The organism is Oceanobacillus sp. J11TS1, from assembly GCF_018333215.1.
Classification (GTDB): Bacteria; Bacillota; Bacilli; order Bacillales; family Amphibacillaceae; genus Oceanobacillus.
On sequence record NZ_BORO01000003.1, the window covers coordinates 1 to 23,857 of the forward strand.

Consider the following 23,857-nt stretch of genomic DNA (forward strand, 5'->3'; position numbering starts at 1 on the left):
CATTATCAGTTATACTAGTAGACATGGGTAAGGTCTCCTCTTCTTAGTTTTTGTCGTGATTAACTAAAGGGTAGGATAACCTTACCTTTCCTATTTATTCATCTTACACAGACTATTGTACGTCATCTTTTTTCGAGCGACCTCTGCCTGGGCCGGAGCGCGTTTCACTTTTTTCGAGCGCCTCAGACTAATTTGGAGCGGGTTCGCCTTTTTATCTAGTAAATTCGATTTGATATTTATAAATTATACTTTCCTAACCTTTATAAAAAAGCAATGAACTGTCTAAACAGCTCATTGCTTGATTTAATTTTATTCATTTACCATTGCCAGTTCCTGCTCTTCTATCTTTTGTTCTTTGTTATTGTTATTCAGTGCAAAAATAGAAAAGATAACGAAGCACACAACAATTGCACCTAAAACATAGAATGTTGTCTCATAGCTTGTCTGGTCATAAATCCATCCAACAAGAGCTGAGAAAATAATAACTCCGATTTCACTAGATACTTTAAATCCGATTAAGTAGACTGTTGCGGAAAGTCTGACATCAAAGTTTGCAGCAATATACTTAAACACTGCAATCAATAAGATCGGCAGTTCTACCGCGTGAAGCATCTTCATAAACGAAATACCGAAACCTCCTGTTACTGTTGCGGAACCAATGATACGAAATGCCATAATGCTTCCAGCCAGTACAAGCGATTGCTTAATCCCAACTTTATTTACAATAAATGGTGCTAAGAATAAGAAAATGGCTTCTACAAATACTTGTGCAGAGTTAAGAATTCCATAGACAGTATTTCCATCTGTCCCAGTCCCAGAGAATAGGCTTACAAAATAAACTGGGAAAAGCTGCTGGTCATACACTGTATAAATACATACCGTTCCAAATAGGTAAATTATCAAAAACCAAAATACTTTATTCGTAAATAAAAAGCGGATATCCTTCATAGATATATTGGAAACACTTTTTTCTTCTGTATGAGATACCTCCACTTTAAATAGTACATTAATAAGAAAGAAGATAATCCCTGTCGCTGAAGCAATCCAGAAATTAATATGCGGGTTAATACTCATTAACGCTCCTGCACCAATGGCAGCAACTGCATAACCTAATGATCCCCACATACGGGCTTTACCAAACTCAAAGTTATATTTGCGGCTCAGTTTTTCTGTAAAGGTTTCCAAAAATCCTGCTCCAGCGATAAAACCTGCTCCCAAATAAATAGCACCGATTGCTGCTCCTAAGTAAAAATTATTTAACAACAAAGGTTCATACACATAAATAACAAATGGTGCAATAAAAACAAGTACGACACTTTGTAACCAAACAAGGTTCTTCTTCGTTCCTAATTTATCTTGCATGTATCCGTAAAGAATCATAAAGAATAAAGAAAAGAACGAATTAAAAGAATAAATTGTTCCAACCTGTGCTCCAGTAAGCCCGAGGCTGTTATTCAGCCAAATTGCATAGAAGGACCACCAGATAGACCATGTAATAAAGAAGAAAAATAAATATCCAGACGAAAACCAATACTTGCTATTTTTTAAAAAATCCATATTTATTAGATCCTTTCTTTCTGTGCTGTGGAGGAGTTTTCATCACTCCTCCACCCAGCCATTATTATTTCCAAATAGAGTGTAGACTTGTCCATGAAACATTATCGACCTTTAATGCATCATTTACTGCAAATATCTCCAGTTTTGTCACTGTTCCTTTTGGATAAATCAAGTTGGTCGATACAGTTAATCCTCCATTTAGGAATAACTCTACCGAAGATCTATCAACAATAGCTGTCAGATCTTGAACATTCAGTCCATGTAAACTTCCTTTTACTTCCTCTGGGAAATCCTCTGAGAAATCGATGATTCCCTCTGTGCGATAGAAGGTATACATGCTTGCTTGATTATCGATTACTAATTGGAATGCTTCATCCTGATCAGTAACAAATTTCACGCCCCATTTTGTACTGTCAGAAGCCTTTGAAACTTGTAAATCTATCTGAGCCGTATCACTAATATCATAGCTTTCTGTCGTACCCGCTTGAATGGTCACATCCTGATAAGACGTTACTTCTTTACTGCTGTCTCTAACGATTGGCTCTTGCTTTAATAAGAGATTTCCGTCTTTTTCATATAATGACATCTTCCGTACTAAGCTCATTCCACTGCGCCATGGCGATACTGGTACAACTCCAGCATACTGCCAATTATTCATCCAACCAATCCAGTAGGTGTCCTCTGTATTATCCCAGCTGACAGCTGCATAAAAATCTTTTCCTGCGTCTGCCCATTTTAGTGCATCTTCTGACTTTTCATTCGGATGAAATTCTTTGCCATCAAAGCTGCCGGTAAAGTAATAAACTGCTGAACCGCCATTTGGTCCGTCTGCATTAATACTTACAATTAGAACCCATTCCTTTTGGGAACTTCCTTCTACTGGTAAATAAAGTAGGTCCGGACATTCCCAAACACCAATATGAGAAGGATACTCTTTTCCAAATGAGGATAGGTACGTCCAATCAATTAAATTGGGTGAGCCATAGAACTGGATGTGATCCCCGCAAGCTAGTACCATAACCCATTGCTTGCTGTCCTCATGCCAGGAAACCTTTGGATCGCGAAAATCTTTTATTTTAGTATTTGGAATAACTGGATTCCCTTCATACTTTGTCCACGTTCTCCCCTTATCTTCACTGTAGGCAATACTTTGCTGCTGGCTCTCTCCATCATGGGTAAAGATAGCAACCAACCCGCCGGTATCGCTTTCAAATAAACCACTTGTATTGTTTTTATCCACTACTGCTGAACCTGAGAAAATCGTTCCTAATTCATCTGGAGCTAAAGCGATTCCATGTTCTTCCCAATGATACAGGTCTGTACTAGTTGCATGTCCCCAGTGCATGTCTGCATGATCATTTGTATGTGGATTACGTTGGTAAAATAAATGGTACTCTCCTTCGTAGTAAACGAGACCATTCGGGTCATTAATCCAGTTTTCCTTTGGTGTGAAATGAAACTGCGGACGATGCTTCTCTTGATATAACATGTAAATCTCCCTCTCTATTCATTCAATCTATTATTCGAAAACCATTGAAAACGGTAACAGAAGTTCTTATATATTATCATCTAATATTTTTCAATTTATGTCAACCGGTTGACATAAATTTTTTGAAGAAATTTTTGGATATAGAAATGGATGCATTCTTATCCGGCTTATCTCTTTGAGGAGCAACATTAATATTCTAGTAGTTCACTACTACATGAAGCTCTTTCCGCTGTATGCTTATTACCCTAAAAAGAAAAAGAGGATGAATTACGACTATGCTAACCATCCCCTTTCAAAACTATTCTTTTACCGCCAACGCAATACAACCTTTTACTCCCTGATCATCATCTAATCCTGGAGCAACAATTAATTCATCTACGTTTTCTACTTCTATATAACCATTTAATAATTCCATAAATTGCTTACGAATCATTGGATAGAGCTTTTCTTGCTTCATAACGCCTCCCCCAAGAATGATTTTTTCTGGAGAAAGAACAACAAAGTAATTTAATATAGCCTGTGCAAGATAATACGCTTCTATTTCCCAAACGTGATCCTCTTCAGCTAATTCTGCACCTTTTCGACCATGACGTGCTTCAATTGCTGGTCCTGATGCTAACCCCTCTAAACAAGCACCGTGGCTTGGACATATTCCTTCAAAACGATCATCTGGATGTTTTCTTAATAAAATATGTCCCATTTCAGAATGATTTTTCCCTTGAAAAGGATTTCCATCTTGAACAAGACCTGCCCCAATACCTGTACCCACTGTTATGTATAGACAGCTGGAAACATCTTTTCCAATACCATATTCATATTCTCCTAAACAAGCTACAGCAACATCTGTATTGATCGCTACCGGGAGATTAAAACGTTTTTTTAGTTCTTCCAAAAGCGGATAATGGCGCCAAGGAATTTTTGGTGTGTTTTCGATTGCACCATAGTTCTCGCTGTTCGTACGTAGATTAATTGGTCCAAAAGCCCCTACACCAATTTTTTCTACCGGATGTTTCGAAAAGAATTCCTCTACCTTTGCTAGTGTCTCTTCAGGTGTTGTTGTTGGAAAAGCTGTTCGATCTACAATCGTTCCATCTGGATACCCTACTGCACATACAAACTTTGTTCCCCCAGCTTCAATTGCTCCTATCATTTTTTTATAACACTCCTTATTTCTAATATCATTCGATTATTATAGCAGATTTTTCATACTGTGATGCTATCTTCTTTTTTATAAAGTGAAAATATTCCTTCAAGAAGCATGTCCTGTTGTTTTCCCTAGCCAAATCGAGACGGGCAATGTTTTTTCCTTCACAGCAAGCAATTCGCCATCGATTTCTTGAAGTAATGTGTTTACAGCATACGCTGCAATCTGGTACGTAGGCTGAATGATCGTTGTAAGATTTGGATAAAGGGAACGTATGAGATTTGTTCCATCATAACCAATAATTTTTAGATCATCTGGAACCCGGTAGCCCAAGCTCTCCGCATACTGCAAGGTGCGAATAGCCAGTAAATCATCACTTGCAAAGATCCCATCTACATCGGGATGATCCCTGAAGAGCTGCTTTATAATATCAATATTGCTTTCTAAAAAGGCAACGTCTGGAACATGATACGTTTCTGGTGTTCTGCCAGCTTCTTGCATTACTTTTTCATAAGCGTACTGCCTATTATTTGCTGGCGTCTCCAAATTAGCGTCACCATTAATATGAATAATTTTCCTGCACCCAGCCTCTAGCAGCTCTTTGCTTGCAATTTCCCCACCTTGGAAGTTATCTGAACTGACAACAGGAATATTTTCGGATAAATAATGGTCAATAGCAACTGCCGGAAATTGCTGTTGCTTATCGACTAATCCGCGGTTATATGTAACAACGATGACACCATCCACTTGATTACGGTGCAGCATTTCCCAATATTTTTTCTCCTTATCCGCTTCGTGAAGACTGTTACAGAGCAACACTTTATAGCCTTTTTCATTACAAATTTTCTCAATATGTGCAACCAATTCCCCAAAAAAAGGATGACTTGTGGAAGGAACAATCACACCAATTAAGTAACTGCGCTTGTTATATAAAGAGCGCGCAAGATCATTGGGAACATAATTAATTTCCTCCATCGCTGCAAATACTTTTTCTTTTGTTTTGCTGCTGATATATCCTCTGTCGTTAAGCACACGAGAAACGGTTGTTGGGGATACGCCCGCAACCTTCGCAACATCTTGGATTTTGGGTTTCATATAAAATCTTCTCCTTTAATCCGCTTTCATCTTTCTGTATTCACCCTTAATCATATAGCCTTTCTTTCATAACGTAAAGAACGATTATTGGATTTAATCTATATAAAAAGCCGTATAAAATGCCACTCTCCTGCATTTCATACGGCTTTCCCACCAACTACAATGCTTCTTTCACCGCAGCTGAGAGTTCCTCTTCACTTACTTCATCAAACGAAGTAACTTCATTTTCATTTTTCACATAAAGTTTGAGATATGCTCCTTGTCGTAATTGTTTTTGTGCAGAGAATTTAACTTGAATTTCTTCTCCATCCTCTGTATAAGCCGGCTGCTCATACCAGTAGGTGGTAATTATTTCTCCTGTATCCAGTTTATCTTCTTCTATATTTTCCGGTTCACCAACCTGCACATAAACATGATCTTTTCCTGCCCTATTAAAGTCTACTGTCATCAAAACAACAACCGCAGCAACAAATAAAATTACTACACCAGTCATTAAAATCATTATTTTCTTCATTTTACCCCTCCTGTGTGACAGTCTGAGTAATTGTTTTATTAAATCCTCGGACCGTAATCACGTAGTATAAAATATAAATCATTGTATAGGCAATCATCCAAATAATAATTGGCTCCCATAGATTCATTTGTAATAGATTAGAAAACGCCATTAAAGCAACAGCTCCGTGCATTAACCCTAAAACAAGCGGTACTAAGAAGATGAGTCCAACTTGATAACGAATTGTTTTTTTCATTTCTTTTTTAGAAACACCTATTTTATACAAAACAGCATATTTATCTTTGTCCTCTTCTGCTTCTGTCATCATTTTAAAGAAAATAATGCTGCCTGTAGCCACTAAAAAGACCAGTCCCAAAAAGCTGCCGACGAATAACATCGCTCCAGAAGCCTCTATCGTATCCTGGTAATTTTGGACAGCACTGGAGAAGTTCTCTGTTTTTGCTTCCAGCTCTTTAGAAAGATCTAAATGATCCTTGTAATCAGTTACCTGTACTGCCTGATAAGTGGCATTCTCACCATCTATTTCCCCGAAAGATGCATCATCTACAACGAGGGTTGTTCCCGGTAGGGTAGGAAGATTAAACAATGGTTCTTCATAAAGCTGCTCCACTTTTTTCACATCATTGTCTACTACCACTGTATCTACTTTGTCTTGTAATCGCTCATCATAAAAGGGATCTACCATAATTGCTTCATCTTTATTCAGATTCAAATTTTCTATATCCCATCCAAGCGAATCGGTCAACTTTTTAAACGTTTCTTCACCAATTACATAATAGTACTGGTCATACACTTCCCCTTCTACAACAATTTCTTTTGTATCAAAGCTAATTGCATTTTCAATCAACGCTTCATCTATATCTTGTTCCTCTCCCTCCCACATAAAGGAGAAAGGCGTCAATTCTTCCACAGATTTTTCTGTATTATAATACGTACCAAATATGGCGCCACCTGCTGTAATTGTTGTAGCACTCAATGTTGCAATAATCGTTAATGTTTTTGCATTCCCCCGGATTCTGTAGAGAAGCTGGGAGGAGGTCATTAAATTAAGCCCTTTCCAGGCCCATGTTTTACTCTTTTTCAATACATTTAAAACATAGACAAGAACGCTGTTAAATAACAGATATGAGCCTAAGATTGTTAATCCAATAATGACTAACGGCATCGCCAGCCCTAAGATTCGCCAAGCCGAGGAAGTCAATAAATCCTGTAACGCTAACCAATACGCAGCTACTAAGGCAATGACACCTATCACGGCAGAAATCATGCGTGCTTTTGGCTGCTCTTCCCCTTTTTTCTCTGCATGGAATAAATCAATCAGTTTAAATTTATAGATAACACGGTAACCAAGCAAAGAGGTCACTAAGAAGATGAGGAAAAAGACAACCACCGTCTCAATAACTGCCTGCATGGAAAATGCAAAACCAACAGAAAGGGATAGCCCCATTAATTTTAATAAAAGTGATAGTAAAGCTTGAGATAATAAGAAACCTAGGCCAACACCAACAATTAAAGATAGAAGACCAATTACGATATTCTCAAAAAACAATAAGAAGCCGATGGATCGTTTGCGTACGCCTAATAACGAATACAAAGCAACTTCTTTCTTCCTTCTTTTCATAAAAAAGGAATTGGAATACAGAATAAAAATCGCCACAAAAATCATCAATACAAATGCGGAAGCACTCATTATTGCCTGCATTTGCTTCGAAGTCTCCGCTAAACCACTTATATCATCGCTGTGCTTTAGCGTCGCAAAGGTAAAGTAAATTATGATAGAAAAAATGGTGGAGCCAATGTATAATCCATAACTCTTCATATTTCTGCGAATATTTTTTAATGCTAAATCAAACAAGGTCATTCCCATCACCGCCTAATTCTGCCAATTCATCTAATATCATCTGGAAGAATTCCTTCCGCGTATGCATCCCGCGTATAAGCTCTTTGGAGAGACGACCATCCTTGATAAACAAGATACGTCTGCAAAAGCTCGCTGCATAGGCATCATGCGTTACCATCATAATGGTTGTTTCGTGCTCTTCGTTCAGACTGCTCAAGCTTTCTAATAAGTCTGTAGCCGATTTTGAATCCAGTGCTCCTGTCGGTTCATCCGCAAAAATAAGTTTTGGGTTGGATACAAGTGCACGACAGGAAGCGGTACGCTGCTTTTGTCCGCCAGAAATTTGATATGGATACTTATCCAATAAACCTTCTATGCCAAAAGACCGAGAAATGGTATTTACCTTTTCTTCAATCTCCTTTGCCGGCTGCTTTGCAATAGCTAGTGGCAGAAGAATATTTTCCCGCACCGTTAAGGAATCTAATAAATTATAATCCTGAAAAATAAACCCTAAATGATCCCGCCGAAAATCTGCCAACTTATCCTCTTTCATCTTGGCAATATTATCTTCCTCTACATAAATATCACCTTTTGTTGGTGTATCAATCGTTGCAAGCACATTGAGAAGCGTCGACTTCCCTGCACCAGACGGCCCCATGACACCAACAAACTCCCCGTGATCAATAGCAAAAGAAATATCTTCTAACGCTTGAAATGTATTTGCACCTTTTCCATATATTTTTTCAACACTTTCTACTTTTAATAAATGTTCCATTCGCTTTAGCCCTTCTTTCCTATTTCGTTTGAACTTCCTTTATCTTTACTATAGTCCCCTATCCTTAAACAACCATCAATACAACCTTACAAAATGTTTAAATCTCACTCATATCTGACGGATTCCTGTTAAGATAGAAATAATTCAACTATTTGTCCATTAAATAGAGTATTTTTAAACAAGCGTACAAGTGGCTGGTTGGCTTGGGGGGGGTTGGAGAGGTTGGAGCGACTTTGGACTAGGTTGGAGCGCTTTGATTGGATTTCGAGCGGATTGAATCTGGGTTGGAGCGGCTTAATTGGATTTCGAGCGGATTGATTCCGAGTTGGAGCGCTTTGGCTTAAGTTGGAGCGACTTCTACCTGACTTGGAGCGCTTTCTGCCTAAGTTGGAGCGCGTTAGCTTGGGGCGAGCGGCTTCGACCTGGGTTGGAGTGGCTTTGCTAGTTTATTAACAAATTAATTTATAGGGCAATATATAATTGCAATTGTTTATGTTAAATTACATCTATTTGTCAAGCACTATAGATTTAGGTGAATAGCCGATTTATATATACCAATACATGAAGAAAGGCGTGAACGCTAAATGGAGAAGCCAAAGATTTTAATTGTGGATGATGAGCAAGATCTATGTCAGTTAATGAAAACAGCTCTGGAAAAAGAGGGTATGACAGAAATTGCGACAGCAGGGTCCATTAAAGAAGGATGGCAACAATTTAACAAATTTGAACCGGATCTAGCGATATTGGATGTGATGCTTCCAGACGGGGAAGGTTATGATCTATGCCGAAAAATCCGTGAAACGTCACGTATTCCAATACTATTTTTATCTGCTAAATCCGATGAGATTGATAAAATACTCGGACTAGCTATTGGCGGAGATGATTATATTACCAAGCCTTTCAGTCCTAAAGAAATGGCTTATCGCGTAAAAGCACAGCTGCGCCGGGCAGGTGTCTATACAATGGAGGCGACGAGCTCCCATGCACCGGCTAACGCAGATAAAAATATTGGGGTATTCACGATTAATGGCGATGAAACAGAAATAAGCAAAGATGGAAAAGTTTTAGAACTGACTGCTAAAGAAGTCGGTTTGATGGCATGCTTTATGCGAAATCCAAAACATATTTTAAGTAAAGAAACCTTGTTTCAAACCGTATGGGGAGAAGAATTTTATGGAGCAGATAATACATTAATGGTGCATATTCGCCGGCTGCGTGAGAAGGTTGAGGATAATCCGTCAAAACCTGCTCATATTGTTACTGTAAAAGGGCTGGGGTATCGATTTAATCCGTAAAATTTCACGTGGTGCTCTGTAAATTGTACGATTACCAAAAACACCACGAGATTTTTTACACTCTTGAAATTGAAAAGGAGCAAACGCATCATGAAATGGAAGCTAACTCTTCGCTATCTTATTTCCATTCTCAGTATTGTTTTTATTGTCAGCATCGTCAATACGATTATTCTTATTGCATTAATGATTTCTCAACAAGATGAAAATCCAGAAGATATTATACATGATACAGGCGAGAACTTTACCCGTTCCTTTTACCAGCACTTGTCCATAGAGGATAATAGGCCGGTTGTATCTGATACAGGAAAATATGCGCTTACCCAATTTGGTGCCTGGCTGCAAATTTTAGACGAAAATGGAAATGTGATAGCCTCTGAAAATGCACCAGACAGTGCCTCTACTCACTATACGCCGATAGAGTTAGTTCATAAATACAAATATATGGATAATGATTTTAATACCTACTTTATTGGAGAATTTGAAGATTACAGCTATATCATTGGTGTTCCAAATTCTAAGCAGGAACGGACCATTATTATGGCTGATCCCAAGAAGGTTCTTACGTATGTTTCCAAATTTTTAATTGCTATTATTATTGTTGATTTAATTATTGCATGTATCGTCGGATTTCTGTTTAGCACCGTCCTGACGAAGCCTGTTTCACGACTGATTGAGCGGATCAGCGAGCTAAAGGAAAGAAAGTTCCAGCCCAAAAAAATGAAGCGGCCAGGGGTTTTCAAACATGTTTTTGCGAACTTAAACGACGTATCCGAAACCTTACAAGCCCATGAAAATGAACGACAAAAGCTGGAGCGAATGCGGAATGAATGGATCAGTAATGTTTCTCATGATATTAAAACACCACTGGCTTCTATTCGCGGCTACGCGGAATTACTGCAGAGTGATGAACTCTCCGCAGAAGAGCGTCTCGAGTACGCAGGAGTGATTGAGCGGCAATCGCTTTATATGAAAGAACTGCTAGATGATTTTAATTTAACCATGCGCCTGCGAAATCAAGAAATGCCTCTCAACCTCCAAGATACGAGAATAGAAGGGTTTGTCAGAAAAATTATTATTGATTTATTGAATGATCCGCAATTCCATACACATGAAATCGACTTTATCAGCAATGCACCTGCATCCATATGGAAAATTGATCAACATTTAATGAAAAGAGCTTTATTAAACTTTATTATAAATGCGTTCATTCATAATGAGGAAGAAGTAAAAGTTACAGTAGAGGTAGCCGAAGATCGCATTATTATCCATGATGATGGCAGAGGGATTAAACAGGAAGACCAGGCCCAAATCTTTGATCGCTATTATCGGGGTACAAGTACCACCAACACACGTGGGAGCGGGCTAGGAATGGCAATTTCACGAGATATTATTCAAGCACATGGCGGCAGTGTGGAGCTTGAGAGTGAGACTGGGAAAGGAACAACAATTCGCATAACTTTGAAAGGGTAAAGATCCTCTTTTGCCATGAAGAAACCCGAAGCTTTCTATAAACTACGGGTTTCTTCATGGCATTCTCTTATAGGTTAGGGATCCATCCCTTCTTCCTGAGATTATCCGCTTACTGCCGTCTCATTCATTCTCATTCTGTATACCTTGATTATTCCTCCTCACCTCTTCTATATCCGTATCGCTATATACTGACGTGTTATATCCACCTGTTGATTTAGCAAGCCATTCTTTTGCTTCATTATACGACATGCCTGAATTCTCATTTAATCTCTTCACTTCCTCAATATCTGTTCCAGCGCTTGTATACTTCTCCGTATTACTTTCTTCTTTCCTTTTCATCCAAACACCCTCTCCATTTTTTTATAGCTTGCATCAATATCTCATTTTTAAACGAAGACAAGAAAAAATACTTGCAGCAAAATCTCCGCAAGTATTTTTCATTATGCCTAGTGACTTATACCACTGCGCTTATACCCCGTATTCGCTTTGACTTTCACCTCCGCATACCGTTTTATATCTGTTTCTTTCGATAGAATCGTACCTAAATATCCACCCAAGAACCCAAGTGGTACCGATACAAGTGCTGGATTAGTCAGTGGAAAAATTGGCTCTCCTACAAATAAAGCCGCTCCTTCAATTGGTGAAAAAACGCTTGGACTCATCGATACAAGAATTAATGCAGAGAGTAGTCCAGTCAGCATTGCTGTCACCGCTCCTGTCGTATTGAACCTTTTCCAGTATACGGTGTAAAGAATAACTGGTAAGTTAGCACTCGCTGCAATACAAAAAGCGAGAGAAACAAGGAATGCTACGTTTAAATATTGTGCGAATAACGCTAGCACAATAGACAAAACGGATACAGCTAATGATGCGTATCGTGCTGCTTTAACTTGTTCTGCTTCCGTCACTTTTCCTTTTTTAATAATTTGCCCATATAAATCATGAGCAAATGCGGATGCTCCGGAAAGTACAAGTCCTGCGACAACAGCTAAAATTGTTGCAAAGGCAACTGCTGAAATAAAAGCAAATAAGATATCTCCGCCGATGGCTTGTGCAAGAAGCGGAGCAGCCATATTACCACCCGGGTTTGCTGCAATGATTGCATCATGTCCAACAAATGCTGCTGCTCCAAATCCCAAGAATAAGGTCAGTACATAAAATATACCGATCACCCATGTTGCGACGATGACGGAACTTCTTGCTGTCTGTGCATCTCGGACGGTGAAAAATCGCATGAGAATATGCGGTAATCCTGCTGTTCCAAGTACCAAAGCCAGCATAAGCGATAGGGTGCCAAGTGGCTCTGTATATTGTAACCCTGGCATTAAGTAGGCTTCTCCATGAGCTGTAACGGACTTTACATCGGTAAACATCTGTCCAATATTAAAATTAAATTTTAATAACACAAGAAACGTCATAATGACCATCCCAGCCATTAACAAGACAGCTTTTACAATTTGTACCCAACTCGTTGCTATCATGCCGCCGAATAATACGTAAATGGTCATCATCACACCAACAATAAGCACAGCCATCCAGTATTTGATACCAAATAATAACTGAATTAACGCACCTGCACCTACAAGTTGAGCAATCATATAGAAGGTACTGATCGTTATCGTATTTAGAGCAGCGGCTCCTCGAACCTTCCGGGCATCAAAGCGAGAATTAATCATATCGGCAAGTGTATATTTACCAAGGTTACGCAACGGCTCAGCAACAAGGAATAGAACAACTAAATACGCAATTAAAAATCCGATACTGTAGAAAAATCCATCAAATCCAAAGAGTGCAATAGCACCTGCAATACCTAGAAACGATGCTGCTGATAGATAATCACCAGCAATTGCCAGACCGTTTTGCATACCGGTGAGGCCACCGCCAGCAGTATAAAAGTCTCCCGCTGTTTGCGTCTTTTTAGCAGCAAAATAGGTGATAACAAGGGTTAGCAAGACAATGGCAAGAAAGAGAATAATGACCGTAGTGCTCATTGATTATCCCCCCTTTCCATTTCCTCTATAATTTGATCCGCTTGCTTATCAAAAGAAGCTGCTTTTTTCACATAAATTGTACATAAAACCCACGTCATAACAAATTGAGCGATAGCAAATAGCCATACCCAAGAGATATCCCCAATTGCTGGCGTGTTCAAAAAGGTTGTATAAGAAGTTAATATTGGCAATAAGAAGTAAAATACCAGGAAAAATATTGTTAATGGCACAATGAATTTTTTCCGATCACGCATTAGCTTTCTAAAGGATTTGCTTTCAATAACTTGAACATAGTCAACTTCTTCCGCTTTCTGCTCCTGCTTATATTCTTTTTCTGCCCCCATCTGCATCCTCCTCGGATATAGAGATAAACGCTTTTTTCAGTCCCGCATTCTCGGTATCTGAAGTCCCATTCATCTCCTTGAATTCATTTATCAGCTCTTATTTCTCCATTGTGGACAAGTCACCCGTCGGTAAACCGAGATCCCAGGCTTTTAATACACGGCGCATTATTTTTCCACTTCGCGTTTTCGGTAAGAAGTCACGAATTTCAATTTCCCTCGGCGCTGCATGCGCTGCAAGTCCTTGCTTCACGAATAATTGAAGCTCTTCTTGCAATTCATCTGTTTTCGTATAGCCATCCCTTAAGGAAACAAATGCTTTAATAATTTCTCCGCGTACCGGATCCGGCTTTCCGATTACTGCGGCTTCTGCAACTGCAGGATGCTCAACAAGCTTACTTTCGACCTCAAATGGACCAACACGTTCACCTGAAGTTTGGATAACATCATCATCCCTGCCTCCAAACCAGAAGTACCCATCTTCATCTTTAGAAGCTAAATCACCTGATTCAAACCAGCCTTCCACTGGGAAGTATTGCTTGAATCGCGCTTCATTTTTCCATACCGCACGAAGCATCGATGGCCAACCAGCTTTTACACATAGTTTCCCCATCTGGCCTGGTGGAAGTTCATTCCCTTCATCATCTAAAATCGCCGCCTCAATACCCGGAAACGGTTTCCCCATCGAGCCGGGTTTCAATTTCATGGAACGAAAATTGGCAATTATAACCCCACCTGTCTCCGTCATCCACCAATGATCATGAATCCGCAACCCGTAAACTTTCATTCCCCAATGAACCACTTCTGCATTCAATGGCTCACCGACACTTAAAATATGTCGTAATGAACTTAGATTGTATTCTTGCGTAACATTATCCCCTACTGCCATAAGTCTCCGAAACGCTGTAGGAGCACTCAACCACACAGTGACCCCGTATTTTTCAATTGTTAAATACCAATCTTCCGGGCTAAACCGGCCGCCCCGCACTAGATTCGATGCACCGTTTAACCATGGACCAAAAATTCCGTATGATGTTCCGGTTACCCAGCCCGGATCGGCTGTACACCAGTAAATATCTTCTTCTTGCAAATCCAATACCCACTTCGCAGTCTGATAATGTTGAATCATCGCATTATGAACATGCAAAATCCCTTTTGGTTTTCCAGTTGAACCAGATGTATAATGCAAAATCATACCATCTTCGCGATCAACCCACTCTATCTCGAAATCACAAGACGCCTTCTTCATCTCTGTTTCAAAATGATAGAAAGTAATATCCTCCGTATTATCCGGCAACTCCCCTTCACCAACTAAAATAATTTGGTTCAGATGCGGGAGTTCTTTATACGGGACACGCGGTAAAAGTTCTTTTGTTGTAATTAGAACTTGCGCATCGCTATTCTCTAATCGATCACGAACGGCCTGCTCCATAAACGCTTCAAATAATGGGCCGACAATGGAGCCATTTTTTAAAATTCCCAGCAAACTAATATAAAGTTCCGGTGATCGCGGCATGAATAAAAATACGCGCTCGCCTTTTTCAACTCCAAGGCTTCGCAAGACGTTACCAAATTGATTCGATAAGCGCTTCAACTCACGAAACGTATACTTTTCATCCCCTTCTTGATCGCTATAATAAAGGGCAACTTTATTCTTCCGCCAGCTTTCTGCGTGGCGATCAATTGCTTCATAAGCCATATTTACTTTTCCAGTTTCATACCAGGAAAAGTTTTTCTCCACATCTTCCCATTGAAATTCCTTATATGCCTGTTCATAATCAGGCATATTCACCTTCTCCTTTACGGCTGCAATAAGCTCACTCACTCCGCACTACCTCCCTTTATAACCTACCGATTAAACTTGTAAGCGATTGCAATAATTATAACGGAAGATGAAAGAGCTTGTAAGAATATCTGCTTCAACCGTTTCATATGACGATTAAACGGTTGGAATTTAGTTATTAACGGTTAATTCCCAAATAAATCAAAAAGCTGTTTTCTTGCAGATCGACTAACTGGAATGGTCGTCTTTTTATTATCCCGCAACGTGATATTGCTTGCTCCATTAAACCATGGGGTAATCTCCTGTACGTGGTTTAAATTAACAAGATAACTGCGATGCGCTCTAAAAAAAGCAAAGCCTTGCAGTTTTTTCTCCAGCTCTTGTAAGGTCATTCTGCTATAAATAACCTTCTCTTCCGTATGAATTTCCAGCATTCGCTTATATGGTACAGCATAATAAATTGCATCCGGAGACAAAACAACCGTCCGATCATTATCATCGATTAGCAGCTTCGTCGTTGAATTGATACCTTGATGGAATAATTGATGGTCCTTCCTTTCTAATTGCTGCATCCGTTTACGAATACGATTCATTGCTATTTGGAACCTTTCCGTATCATATGGCTTCAGCATATAGTCAATCGCTTCTATTTCAAATGCTTCTACTGCATAGTCATCATACGCAGTAGTAAAAACAAATAAGGGGGCTTTCACATAAGCAATATCGATTATTTTCTTGGCTGCCTCTACACCGCGCATGCCCGGCATATGAACATCTAAAAAAATAACATCCGGTTCATGCTCCTTATATAACGCAACTAACTGCTCGCCAGACTCTGCACTTGGCAGAAGCTTCACGTCTTTTTCCCGATCCAATAAATAAATTAACTCTTCACGCGCCAAAAGTTCATCTTCCGCAATCATCGTATGGATTTTCATAAAAACCTACCTTTCTAGCGTTCATTATAGGGAATCGTAAAACAAACCTCACTCCCGCCTGCAGGTAAATTACGTACATGTAAACGGGCTTTTTCACCAAGTAGATTAATTAAGCGTTGATTTACATTATATAAACCAGTTCCGCCATGTTGTTTTTCCGTGAAAACTACCTCTCCAGCCTGTGGTAAAATTTCTTCGGGAAATCCCCGCCCGTTATCCCGTACTGTTATTTTCATCCCTCTCTCTATTTGTTCCATATTCACATCAATTCTGCCTCCTTCTGTAACGTGCTCTAATCCATGCCTGACGCTATTCTCAACAAGCGGCTGAATCGAGGACGGCGGAATGGATAGGCGGGAAATTTCTGGCGGCTCTAAAATATTTATTTGTAATTGAGTGGTAAATCGCGTCTGGATAATCGCAACATACGCTTTCACATGATCCAATTCCTTTTCCAAAGGCACAAGGCGTGTGGACACCAGCTTCAGGTTAAAACGCATAAAGTGTGCTAATTGAACCGTTATGTGCCTTGCTTTTTCGGGATCTTTACGAAACAACGCTGCGATCATGTGCAGTGTATTAAATAGAAAATGCGGGTTAATCTGCGCTTGTAAATTACTTAACTCTGCATCGCGTGTATGTAATTCAATCCTTTCTGCTTTGATGGTTTTTAATTGATTGGCGATTAATTGTCCAAGCCCTTCCGCGAGCATCAACTCTACCGGGCGAATATGCTGTGCCTTGCGAAAATATAATTTTATCAACCCGATTGTTTTATGTGCTTCCCATATCGGGATGATGATCACTGCCTCTAATGGACAGTTTTTATCGATACATTGAATTTCTGTTTGGGAGTAAGCGACAAGTATCTCCTTTGATTCCAACGCCCGATGTGATATTTGTGTTGTTAACGGATTTCCGATTTTATGATGATCACTCCCCAGTCCTTTGTGGGCCATCACCTCATTTTCATTTGTTACCGTAACAGCTGCTAATTTCAATCGCGCATATAGCAGATTGGCGATGCCTTCTGCTTTTTCTTGAAAGGAATCCTCTTTCAAAAAGGGGAGCGCCTCCTCAGCAATAGTTAATGCTTGCTTTGTTGCAAATGCTGCTTCATTTTCCTCTTCTCTCAACACAATAGCAATCATTGCTGTAAAAATGGCAATGGCAATACTATTGGATAACACAACCGGCAGCCCAATTGTGTTTATCATTGTAATCATTTCCCTATCCTGCGAATCAAAAATAAGTAATAAATGCATCAATAAAATAGGGGGAAAGATTCCAATAAATAATGCTTTCATCGGTGAGATAACACGTTCCTGCGAGAAAAAACGGGCTGTAAAACCTGCTAATACTCCAGTGAGCGGGTTCACAAGGCTATTAGCAAGAAAACCAATCCCGCCAAGGAAAAACAAGTGCACGCCAGCAATAATCCCCGCCCCAAGGCCAACAATTGGTCCCCCTAATAATCCAGCAATGACAATAGCAACTAAACTGGAGCTTACCACCATCTGATTGTCCTTGACATTCCAGACAAACTCATGAATGACGGTGAAATCACTTTCTATTATTACCCCGGTTATTGTTCCGGCAATCCCGAACAAACCAAATACACATGCATGAATACCTGCCATTTTGAAACTAAATTCATGGTAAAGCAGCGATCTGAACCCCGGACTTCGCGTAAGGACAAAGGCGATAACCAACAATAAACCTAAACGCTCAAATAAAATGATTGTCAAATTTATCACGGACGATCTCTCCTTACACCACCGATACCTATCTGTGCCTGCAGATAGAATGATTGAAATGGCACCGTATTACCTTGGTCTTTCTTTGATAGAATCGCTCCCAAATATGCTCCTAAAAATCCGATTGGAATCGCGATAATCCCTGGATTATAGAGTGGAATAAGCGGTTCTATAGCAAACCATCCCCCCTCTGCATTCATCACATGCGGCCCCAAAAACAAAAGCAGCAGGGATGCTGTTAAGCCAGAGACCATTCCGGTAATAGCTCCCATTTGATTAAATCGCCGCCAGTAGATAGTGAATAAAAGTACTGGCAGATTACTAGACGCCGCAACAATAAATGTCAAAGAGACAAGAAACGTTACATTCATATTCCGCAATCCTAGTGCAAGTAATGTAGATAGAAGGCCTATAAAAAAAGCTGTCCAGCGTGCAGCACGAACACGATTCTTTTCCGATGTATTCCTTTTTTTAATAATATGGTAATAAATATCGTGCGAAAAAGCGGTTGTTGCTGAAATTACTAAACCAGCTACCACCGCAACAATAGTTGTAAATGCTATCGCAGCGATAAAAGCCATTAGAAAATCACCGCCCAAATTTCCTGCCAATAATGGTGCGGCCAAATTCCCGAACGGATCTAGCAAGACCATCTCCTTATATCCAACTAACGCAACGGCACCTAAGCCTAACACAAGGGCAATCAAATAAAATACGCCAATGATCCAGCTTGCCGTTAAAAGTGATTTACGCACTTCCACTGTATCTCGAACGGTGAATAACCGAATTAAAATATGCGGCAGCCCTGCAGTACCAAGAATTAATGCCATATGTAGAGAAATCGCTTCCAAAGGTTGGTTAAATAAATGCCCTGGTAATAAAAATTGTTCCCCCAAGGGTGAGCCAATCGCAACTTGTTCCAGAAGATTAGAAAAATTCCAGTTAAACCGAGACAATACAATAAGCGCAAGCAAAAATGTCCCGGATAAAAGCAATACAGTTTTGACGATTTGTACCCATGAAGTAGCAAACATCCCGCCAAATACGACATAAATTGTCATTAATATTCCTATGATTAAAACAGCAGTTGAGTAATTAATATTTAGCAATAAACGTATTAACAATCCGGCAGCCACTAATTGCGGAATCATGTAAAAAATGGAGATAATTAGAGCACCAACAGCCATGGTACCCCGCATTTTATAGCTTGGAAAGCGGGCGCAAACAACATCCCCTAATGAATATTTTCCTAAACGATGTACCGGTTCAGCAATAAAGAACAAGACAATTATATAAGAAACTAAAAATCCTATCGCATACAAAAAACCATCAAATCCATTGATTGCAATGGTTCCGACAATCCCTAGAAAAGAAGCCGCACTAATATAATCCCCTGCAATAGCCATTCCATTTTGTATACCCGTTAAACTGCCAGAAGCAATATAGAACTGATTGGTCGTTTTGCTTTGTCTAGCCGCCCAGTAAGTAATAATTAAAGTACAAACTACAATACAAAGAAAAAACAGCAAATAGGTAATGTTCATAAATTCACCTTCAGTTCTTGTGGGGTATGATATTTTGCCGATTGGAATTGGAATCCTCTTGCTATAACAACCACAAGTTTTAAATGCGTAAAAATTGATTAAATTCTATCATTTTATTCTACTATAAATTGTATAGGATGCGAAAAGATAAGTAAAGATATGCCTTTGGGGCTGGTGGAGTTTTACTAAAGGGATAGTTGATGGGGCGGGGGCTGTTTGGGTGGAGCGACCTTCTCTATTTTTGGAGCGCGTTGGCCTGGGACGGAGCGAGTTTCTCCATTTTGGAGCGCGTTGGCCTTGGGGTGGAGCGCATTTTTCTTTTTTCGAGCGCGTTGGCCTTGGGGCGGAGCGCATTTTTCTTTTTTCGAGCGCGTTGACCTTGAGGTGGAGCGGATTTCTCTATCTTGGAGCGTGTTGGCCTTGAGGTGGAGCGGATTTCTCTTTTTTGGAGCGGGTAGCCTAGTTGGAGCGGATTTCTCTTTTTTGGAGCGTGTTGGCCTTGGATTGGAGCACGAAAAAGAAGTCAACAATTAAGCTGAAAGACAGCGGGTTCTGTTGACTTCGGCCGAAGCAGTGAATTTTACTACATTTAACAATTACACTTCCTTCACTTTCACTCCAACAGAAAGGTCATACGGAAATTGGCTGCCATCTTCCCCTTCAAACGCTTTACGATTTTTCAAATAGCTGAATCCCCCAATGAAATCACGATATATCATACGTTTGATAATCTGACTGCTGGATAATTTTTCTCCATCTACACTCTCCAGCTTTAAACCTGCCTGTCTGTAACCGAGCGTTCTTCCGCTGGATTTTAATTGGGCATATTCCAATGACCACATAACAGCAGTTGGATTTACTAGATTATGAAATACTTGACTCTTTATTCTCTTTTTTAAAAGCGCTTCTGCTGCTAAAGTAACCGTTGTTGATACTGCTAAATCAATAAGATTAGCCTGCATTCTCTTTTTAGTAATTGTTTTCATGGCATCTCCTCGCCTTCTTCCGTGTATTTCAATAATAGATTTCTTTCCTTCCATACTATAGAATGATTTTTGAATTGTCTATTTTATTTATTGAATAAACGTTTTCCCGTTGCGAATTACTATAAACTATTTTTGTTTAGTGCTACAATAGAGTTGAGAGTTACTTCAGACTATTTTTTAAATAGCCGTTATTGGCTCAACTAAAAAAGGAGTGAAAGTGATGCAGCAAAATCAATTAGAAAAAATCAAAAATGGTAAAGGATTTATCGCAGCACTTGATCAAAGCGGAGGAAGTACACCTAAGGCTCTAGCTGCCTATGGAATCCCAGAAGATGCATACAAAACAGAGGAAGAAATGTTTGATTTAGTTCACGAAATGCGAACAAGAATTATTACATCTCCTTCCTTTAATTCCGATCAAATCATTGGTGCGATTCTTTTTGAGCAAACCATGGATCGGGAAATCGAAGGCAAGTATACAGGTGATTATCTTGCTGAAGAAAAAGGTATTGTACCATTTTTAAAAGTGGACAAAGGGCTTGCTGAGGAAAAAGACGGCGTTCAGCTAATGAAGCCAATTGATAATTTACAAGAAACATTAGAGCGCGCGAATGAACGCCATATTTTTGGAACAAAGATGCGCTCCGTTATTAAAGAAGATAATCCAGAGGGTATTAAGAAAGTAGTTGATCAGCAATTTGAAATTGGAAAACAAATTATTGCTGCTGGGCTAGTACCAATTATTGAACCAGAAGTGGACATTCACAGCCCCTCTAAAGAAGACAGTGAAGAACGCTTGAAAAAAGAAATTTTAGATCATCTAAACCAACTTGATTCCGATCAATTGGTGATGCTGAAATTAACTATTCCAACGAAGAATAACTTATATAGAGAACTGATTGATCATCCAAATGTTGTACGTGTAGTTGCATTATCTGGTGGCTACTCCACAGACGATGCCAATGCAAAATTGAAAGACAACAAAGGGCTTATTGCAAGCTTTTCAAGGGCATTAAGTCAGGATTTAAATGCAAATCAATCGCAAGAAGAATTTGACGCAGCTCTGAAAAAAGCCGTTGATTCCATTTATGAGGCTTCTATCTCTTAATAGTTGGATCAATAAGCTTCTAATTTAACTGTATTTAAAATAACTCCCTGCAAAAGATACGATTTTTGCAGGGAGTTATTTATAGGTGTGAGTTATACAAACTTCCGGTCAATAATAACAGAACAGCCTGTATATAGATTATTCGTGATTAGATAACTTGAAATTTTCTACAGTCTGTTGTAAATCTTCTGCAACACCTGTTAAATCGGATGCAGAGTTTGCAATCTCTTCCATGGAAGCAAGTTGCTGTTGTGTTGAGGCAGAAACATTTTCTACTTCTTGTGAAACCGTGTCTCCAATTGATGCAACTTCTTCAAAAGTATTTGTAAATTGTGCTGTAGCTGAAGAAATCTCTTGAATTTCAGAATTGACCCGCATAATTTGGTTGGTTATGGAATCAACATAAGCCGTTATATTTGTAAATGATTTATCTGCATTGTTTGCTACATCAATCCCTTTTTCCACTTCTTTTGTTGCAGCTTTCATGGAGGACACTGCAACCGTTGTTTCATTTTGGATAGAATTAATCATTTCTTTGATTTGATCAGCAGAGTCGGATGATTTCTCAGCTAATTTTCGAACTTCATCCGCTACCACGGCAAATCCTTTACCATGTTCTCCGGCCCTTGCCGCTTCTATTGTTGCATTTAGTGCAAGTAAATTCGTTTGCTCTGATATATCCGTAATAACATCAACAATTTTACTTATTTGTTCTGATTGGCTACCGAGCCCTTGGATACTATTGGATAGCTCATAGGTGTTTTTCTTAATATACTCCATTTGGTTAATGGTCGTACTTAAGGCTGTATTCCCTTCCTTTACTGCTTCCATTGTGTCTGTTACTGTATTAGAAACTTCATTCGAGCTGGTTTCGATATTATAAATAGACGCTGTCATTTCTTTGGCTAACTTCGAACTATTGGTAATACTATTATTAAGACTATTTATCCCCTCCGCAGATTCTTGCATCGAAGCGGAAATCTGTTCCGTAGCCGAAGTGTTTTGTTCGGTACTTGCATTTAACTCTTCTGCTGAAGAAGCTAAATGGTTAGATCTATCTCGAACTTGCTGAATGATTCCATTTAAATTCTCACGCATCTTGTTAAAGGATAGAGCTAGATTACCAAGTTCATCTGATCGGTTTAAGTCTACAGTGACACTTAAATCGCCCTGACTCATTGTATTGCTAGCATCGACTAAGTGGTTAATTGGTTTAGAGATAGAACGAATGATATATACAATGATTGCTCCGCCCAGAATAAGTGCACCAATAATTACGAGTAAAGTCGTGTTTAAAATCGGGCTGACATTTTGCGCGATTTCGCTATCAAACAACGTTCCTGCGATTTTCCAGCCGGTAATATCACTTGTAGCAAAAGATAACTGCTTTGGAACGCCATCATAGTTGTAACTTAACTTCCCTTCAGCAGATTCATATAATTTACTGATAAACGATTCAGATGCTTCTGTTCCGGCTTCCATATCCGGATGACTAATATATTTCTGGTTTTCATCCATTAAGAATAAATAACCATCCTTACCGATAGTAACGGAATTGATAATTTCCGTAAGGCTTCCTAATTCTAAGTTCACAGCAACCACACCATTATTATCCGCAGTAGCTTTGGAAATAGTGACCACTGTCTCATTAGAGGAGGCAGACACATATGGAGCCGTTACGAAAATCTCCCCTTTATGTTCCATCGCTCCCTGATACCATGGCCTTTCCCTTGGATCGTAATCAGGTGGATTTTTAAACGATGTCGGGTAATTCATAAATTCCCCAGTTTCTGTCCCTACATAGGTTTGCTCAAAAGCAGCATCCTTAGCATTTTGTACATCCAGTAAAATTTTACCTGTTGCTTCGTCCTTGTTGTCTTTAATATCAGTTGGGGTAATGGCATTAGATAAATACTCAATATGGTCCATTTGGTCAGTCATAAATTGATCAATCGTTTGTTTCATAATCTCTACGTTTTTCTGAGCAGAATCTACCATGCTATTTTCTATATTCGATTTTGCACTTAGGTATGATATAGTCCCAATAGCGATGCTAGGAACTAATAGAATAATTAAAAACGAGATGATCAGTCTATTTCTTAAACTTAATGATTTTTCTTTCTGCTTTTTATTTTCTCTCAAGTCGATATCCTCCTGATATAAGTAAATGTTTTATCCTAAACCTTATATCGGTCGAAAGTATTGCTACTTTAAGAGGATATTTCAAAGT

At 39.2% G+C, this 23,857-nt stretch carries 20 protein-coding genes; 4 read left to right on the forward strand and 16 right to left on the reverse strand.

The window, feature by feature from the left end; translation table 11 throughout:
* Window positions 1–309: 309 nt before the first annotated feature.
* From KI343_RS03420 to KI343_RS03450, 7 genes are all read right to left on the reverse strand, one after another.
* Window positions 310–1,557, reverse strand: coding sequence for an oligosaccharide MFS transporter (locus tag KI343_RS03420; protein WP_212925044.1), 1,248 nt, complete (start codon window positions 1,555–1,557; stop codon window positions 310–312).
* A gap of 64 nt (window positions 1,558–1,621) precedes the next feature.
* Window positions 1,622–3,046 (reverse strand): glycoside hydrolase family 32 protein, encoded by a 1,425-nt coding sequence (locus KI343_RS03425; RefSeq protein WP_212925045.1) that lies wholly within the window; start codon window positions 3,044–3,046, stop codon window positions 1,622–1,624.
* A gap of 298 nt (window positions 3,047–3,344) precedes the next feature.
* Window positions 3,345–4,196 (reverse strand): ROK family protein, encoded by an 852-nt coding sequence (locus KI343_RS03430; protein ID WP_212925046.1) that lies wholly within the window; start codon window positions 4,194–4,196, stop codon window positions 3,345–3,347.
* Between the two features lie 99 nt (window positions 4,197–4,295).
* Window positions 4,296–5,285, reverse strand: coding sequence for a LacI family DNA-binding transcriptional regulator (locus KI343_RS03435; protein ID WP_212925047.1), 990 nt, complete (start codon window positions 5,283–5,285; stop codon window positions 4,296–4,298).
* Between the two features lie 157 nt (window positions 5,286–5,442).
* Complete coding sequence (locus tag KI343_RS03440; protein ID WP_212925048.1) at window positions 5,443–5,799, reverse strand: YxeA family protein; 357 nt, start codon at window positions 5,797–5,799, stop codon at window positions 5,443–5,445.
* Window position 5,800: 1 nt separating this feature from the next.
* Window positions 5,801–7,660, reverse strand: coding sequence for an FtsX-like permease family protein (locus KI343_RS03445; protein ID WP_212925049.1), 1,860 nt, complete (start codon window positions 7,658–7,660; stop codon window positions 5,801–5,803).
* Entirely contained in the window at window positions 7,647–8,414 is a 768-nt protein-coding gene (locus KI343_RS03450; RefSeq protein WP_212925050.1) for an ABC transporter ATP-binding protein, read from the reverse strand. The genes KI343_RS03445 and KI343_RS03450 overlap by 14 nt, the downstream gene beginning before the upstream one ends.
* 584 nt (window positions 8,415–8,998) lie before the next feature.
* Between KI343_RS03450 and KI343_RS03455 the strand changes: the two genes are divergently transcribed.
* Both KI343_RS03455 and KI343_RS03460 read left to right on the forward strand, forming a co-directional pair.
* Complete coding sequence (locus KI343_RS03455; RefSeq protein ID WP_212925051.1) at window positions 8,999–9,709, forward strand: response regulator transcription factor; 711 nt, start codon at window positions 8,999–9,001, stop codon at window positions 9,707–9,709.
* A gap of 90 nt (window positions 9,710–9,799) precedes the next feature.
* Window positions 9,800–11,179 carry a sensor histidine kinase gene (locus KI343_RS03460; protein ID WP_212925052.1) on the forward strand — a complete coding sequence of 460 codons (1,380 nt, stop codon included), beginning with the start codon at window positions 9,800–9,802 and terminating at the stop codon, window positions 11,177–11,179.
* 120 nt (window positions 11,180–11,299) lie between these two features.
* Here KI343_RS03460 and KI343_RS03465 read toward each other — a convergent pair whose 3' ends face one another.
* From KI343_RS03465 to KI343_RS03495, 7 genes are all read right to left on the reverse strand, one after another.
* A complete protein-coding gene (locus KI343_RS03465; protein WP_212925053.1) occupies window positions 11,300–11,518 on the reverse strand; it encodes a gamma-type small acid-soluble spore protein in 219 nt (72 codons plus the stop codon).
* A 107-nt stretch (window positions 11,519–11,625) separates the two neighbouring features.
* Entirely contained in the window at window positions 11,626–13,170 is a 1,545-nt protein-coding gene (locus tag KI343_RS03470) for a solute symporter family protein (RefSeq protein ID WP_212925054.1), read from the reverse strand.
* Window positions 13,167–13,514, reverse strand: a complete 348-nt coding sequence (locus KI343_RS03475; RefSeq protein ID WP_212925055.1) for a DUF485 domain-containing protein — start codon at window positions 13,512–13,514, stop codon at window positions 13,167–13,169. Before KI343_RS03475 ends, KI343_RS03470 begins: the two co-directional genes overlap by 4 nt.
* A gap of 97 nt (window positions 13,515–13,611) precedes the next feature.
* Window positions 13,612–15,297, reverse strand: coding sequence for an acetate--CoA ligase (gene acsA, locus KI343_RS03480; protein ID WP_212925211.1), 1,686 nt, complete (start codon window positions 15,295–15,297; stop codon window positions 13,612–13,614).
* A 182-nt stretch (window positions 15,298–15,479) separates the two neighbouring features.
* Window positions 15,480–16,232, reverse strand: a complete 753-nt coding sequence (locus tag KI343_RS03485) for a LytR/AlgR family response regulator transcription factor (protein ID WP_212925056.1) — start codon at window positions 16,230–16,232, stop codon at window positions 15,480–15,482.
* A 14-nt stretch (window positions 16,233–16,246) separates the two neighbouring features.
* Window positions 16,247–17,989 carry a LytS/YhcK type 5TM receptor domain-containing protein gene (locus KI343_RS03490; protein ID WP_212925057.1) on the reverse strand — a complete coding sequence of 581 codons (1,743 nt, stop codon included), beginning with the start codon at window positions 17,987–17,989 and terminating at the stop codon, window positions 16,247–16,249.
* Window positions 17,986–19,533 (reverse strand): solute symporter family protein, encoded by a 1,548-nt coding sequence (locus KI343_RS03495; protein WP_212925058.1) that lies wholly within the window; start codon window positions 19,531–19,533, stop codon window positions 17,986–17,988. The genes KI343_RS03490 and KI343_RS03495 overlap by 4 nt, the downstream gene beginning before the upstream one ends.
* Before the next feature lie 216 nt (window positions 19,534–19,749).
* Here KI343_RS03495 and KI343_RS03500 point away from each other — a divergent pair, with 216 nt between their 5' ends.
* Complete coding sequence (locus tag KI343_RS03500) at window positions 19,750–20,067, forward strand: hypothetical protein (RefSeq protein WP_212925059.1); 318 nt, start codon at window positions 19,750–19,752, stop codon at window positions 20,065–20,067.
* A gap of 62 nt (window positions 20,068–20,129) precedes the next feature.
* Here KI343_RS03500 and KI343_RS03505 read toward each other — a convergent pair whose 3' ends face one another.
* Window positions 20,130–20,519 carry an RDD family protein gene (locus tag KI343_RS03505; protein ID WP_212925060.1) on the reverse strand — a complete coding sequence of 130 codons (390 nt, stop codon included), beginning with the start codon at window positions 20,517–20,519 and terminating at the stop codon, window positions 20,130–20,132.
* A gap of 220 nt (window positions 20,520–20,739) precedes the next feature.
* Between KI343_RS03505 and KI343_RS03510 the strand changes: the two genes are divergently transcribed.
* On the forward strand, window positions 20,740–21,627 hold the full coding sequence (locus tag KI343_RS03510; RefSeq protein WP_212925061.1) for a fructose bisphosphate aldolase: 888 nt from the start codon (window positions 20,740–20,742) through the stop codon (window positions 21,625–21,627).
* Window positions 21,628–21,765: 138 nt separating this feature from the next.
* Here KI343_RS03510 and KI343_RS03515 read toward each other — a convergent pair whose 3' ends face one another.
* On the reverse strand, window positions 21,766–23,769 hold the full coding sequence (locus KI343_RS03515; protein WP_212925062.1) for a methyl-accepting chemotaxis protein: 2,004 nt from the start codon (window positions 23,767–23,769) through the stop codon (window positions 21,766–21,768).
* Between the last annotated feature and the right edge of the window lie 88 nt (window positions 23,770–23,857).

What these genes read in the sequence shown, in the direction of transcription:
- KI343_RS03420 (WP_212925044.1), bottom strand. Translation starts at nt 1,557, where the DNA reads ATGGATTTTTTAAAAAATAGCAAGTATTGGTTTTCGTCTGGATATTTA.
- KI343_RS03425 (WP_212925045.1), bottom strand. Translation starts at nt 3,046, where the DNA reads ATGTTATATCAAGAGAAGCATCGTCCGCAGTTTCATTTCACACCAAAG.
- KI343_RS03430 (WP_212925046.1), bottom strand. Translation starts at nt 4,196, where the DNA reads ATGATAGGAGCAATTGAAGCTGGGGGAACAAAGTTTGTATGTGCAGTA.
- KI343_RS03435 (WP_212925047.1), bottom strand. Translation starts at nt 5,285, where the DNA reads ATGAAACCCAAAATCCAAGATGTTGCGAAGGTTGCGGGCGTATCCCCA.
- KI343_RS03440 (WP_212925048.1), bottom strand. Translation starts at nt 5,799, where the DNA reads ATGAAGAAAATAATGATTTTAATGACTGGTGTAGTAATTTTATTTGTT.
- KI343_RS03445 (WP_212925049.1), bottom strand. Translation starts at nt 7,660, where the DNA reads ATGACCTTGTTTGATTTAGCATTAAAAAATATTCGCAGAAATATGAAG.
- KI343_RS03450 (WP_212925050.1), bottom strand. Translation starts at nt 8,414, where the DNA reads ATGGAACATTTATTAAAAGTAGAAAGTGTTGAAAAAATATATGGAAAA.
- KI343_RS03455 (WP_212925051.1), top strand. Translation starts at nt 8,999, where the DNA reads ATGGAGAAGCCAAAGATTTTAATTGTGGATGATGAGCAAGATCTATGT.
- KI343_RS03460 (WP_212925052.1), top strand. Translation starts at nt 9,800, where the DNA reads ATGAAATGGAAGCTAACTCTTCGCTATCTTATTTCCATTCTCAGTATT.
- KI343_RS03465 (WP_212925053.1), bottom strand. Translation starts at nt 11,518, where the DNA reads ATGAAAAGGAAAGAAGAAAGTAATACGGAGAAGTATACAAGCGCTGGA.
- KI343_RS03470 (WP_212925054.1), bottom strand. Translation starts at nt 13,170, where the DNA reads ATGAGCACTACGGTCATTATTCTCTTTCTTGCCATTGTCTTGCTAACC.
- KI343_RS03475 (WP_212925055.1), bottom strand. Translation starts at nt 13,514, where the DNA reads ATGGGGGCAGAAAAAGAATATAAGCAGGAGCAGAAAGCGGAAGAAGTT.
- acsA (WP_212925211.1), bottom strand. Translation starts at nt 15,297, where the DNA reads ATGCCTGATTATGAACAGGCATATAAGGAATTTCAATGGGAAGATGTG.
- KI343_RS03485 (WP_212925056.1), bottom strand. Translation starts at nt 16,232, where the DNA reads ATGAAAATCCATACGATGATTGCGGAAGATGAACTTTTGGCGCGTGAA.
- KI343_RS03495 (WP_212925058.1), bottom strand. Translation starts at nt 19,533, where the DNA reads ATGAACATTACCTATTTGCTGTTTTTTCTTTGTATTGTAGTTTGTACT.
- KI343_RS03505 (WP_212925060.1), bottom strand. Translation starts at nt 20,519, where the DNA reads ATGAAAACAATTACTAAAAAGAGAATGCAGGCTAATCTTATTGATTTA.
- KI343_RS03510 (WP_212925061.1), top strand. Translation starts at nt 20,740, where the DNA reads ATGCAGCAAAATCAATTAGAAAAAATCAAAAATGGTAAAGGATTTATC.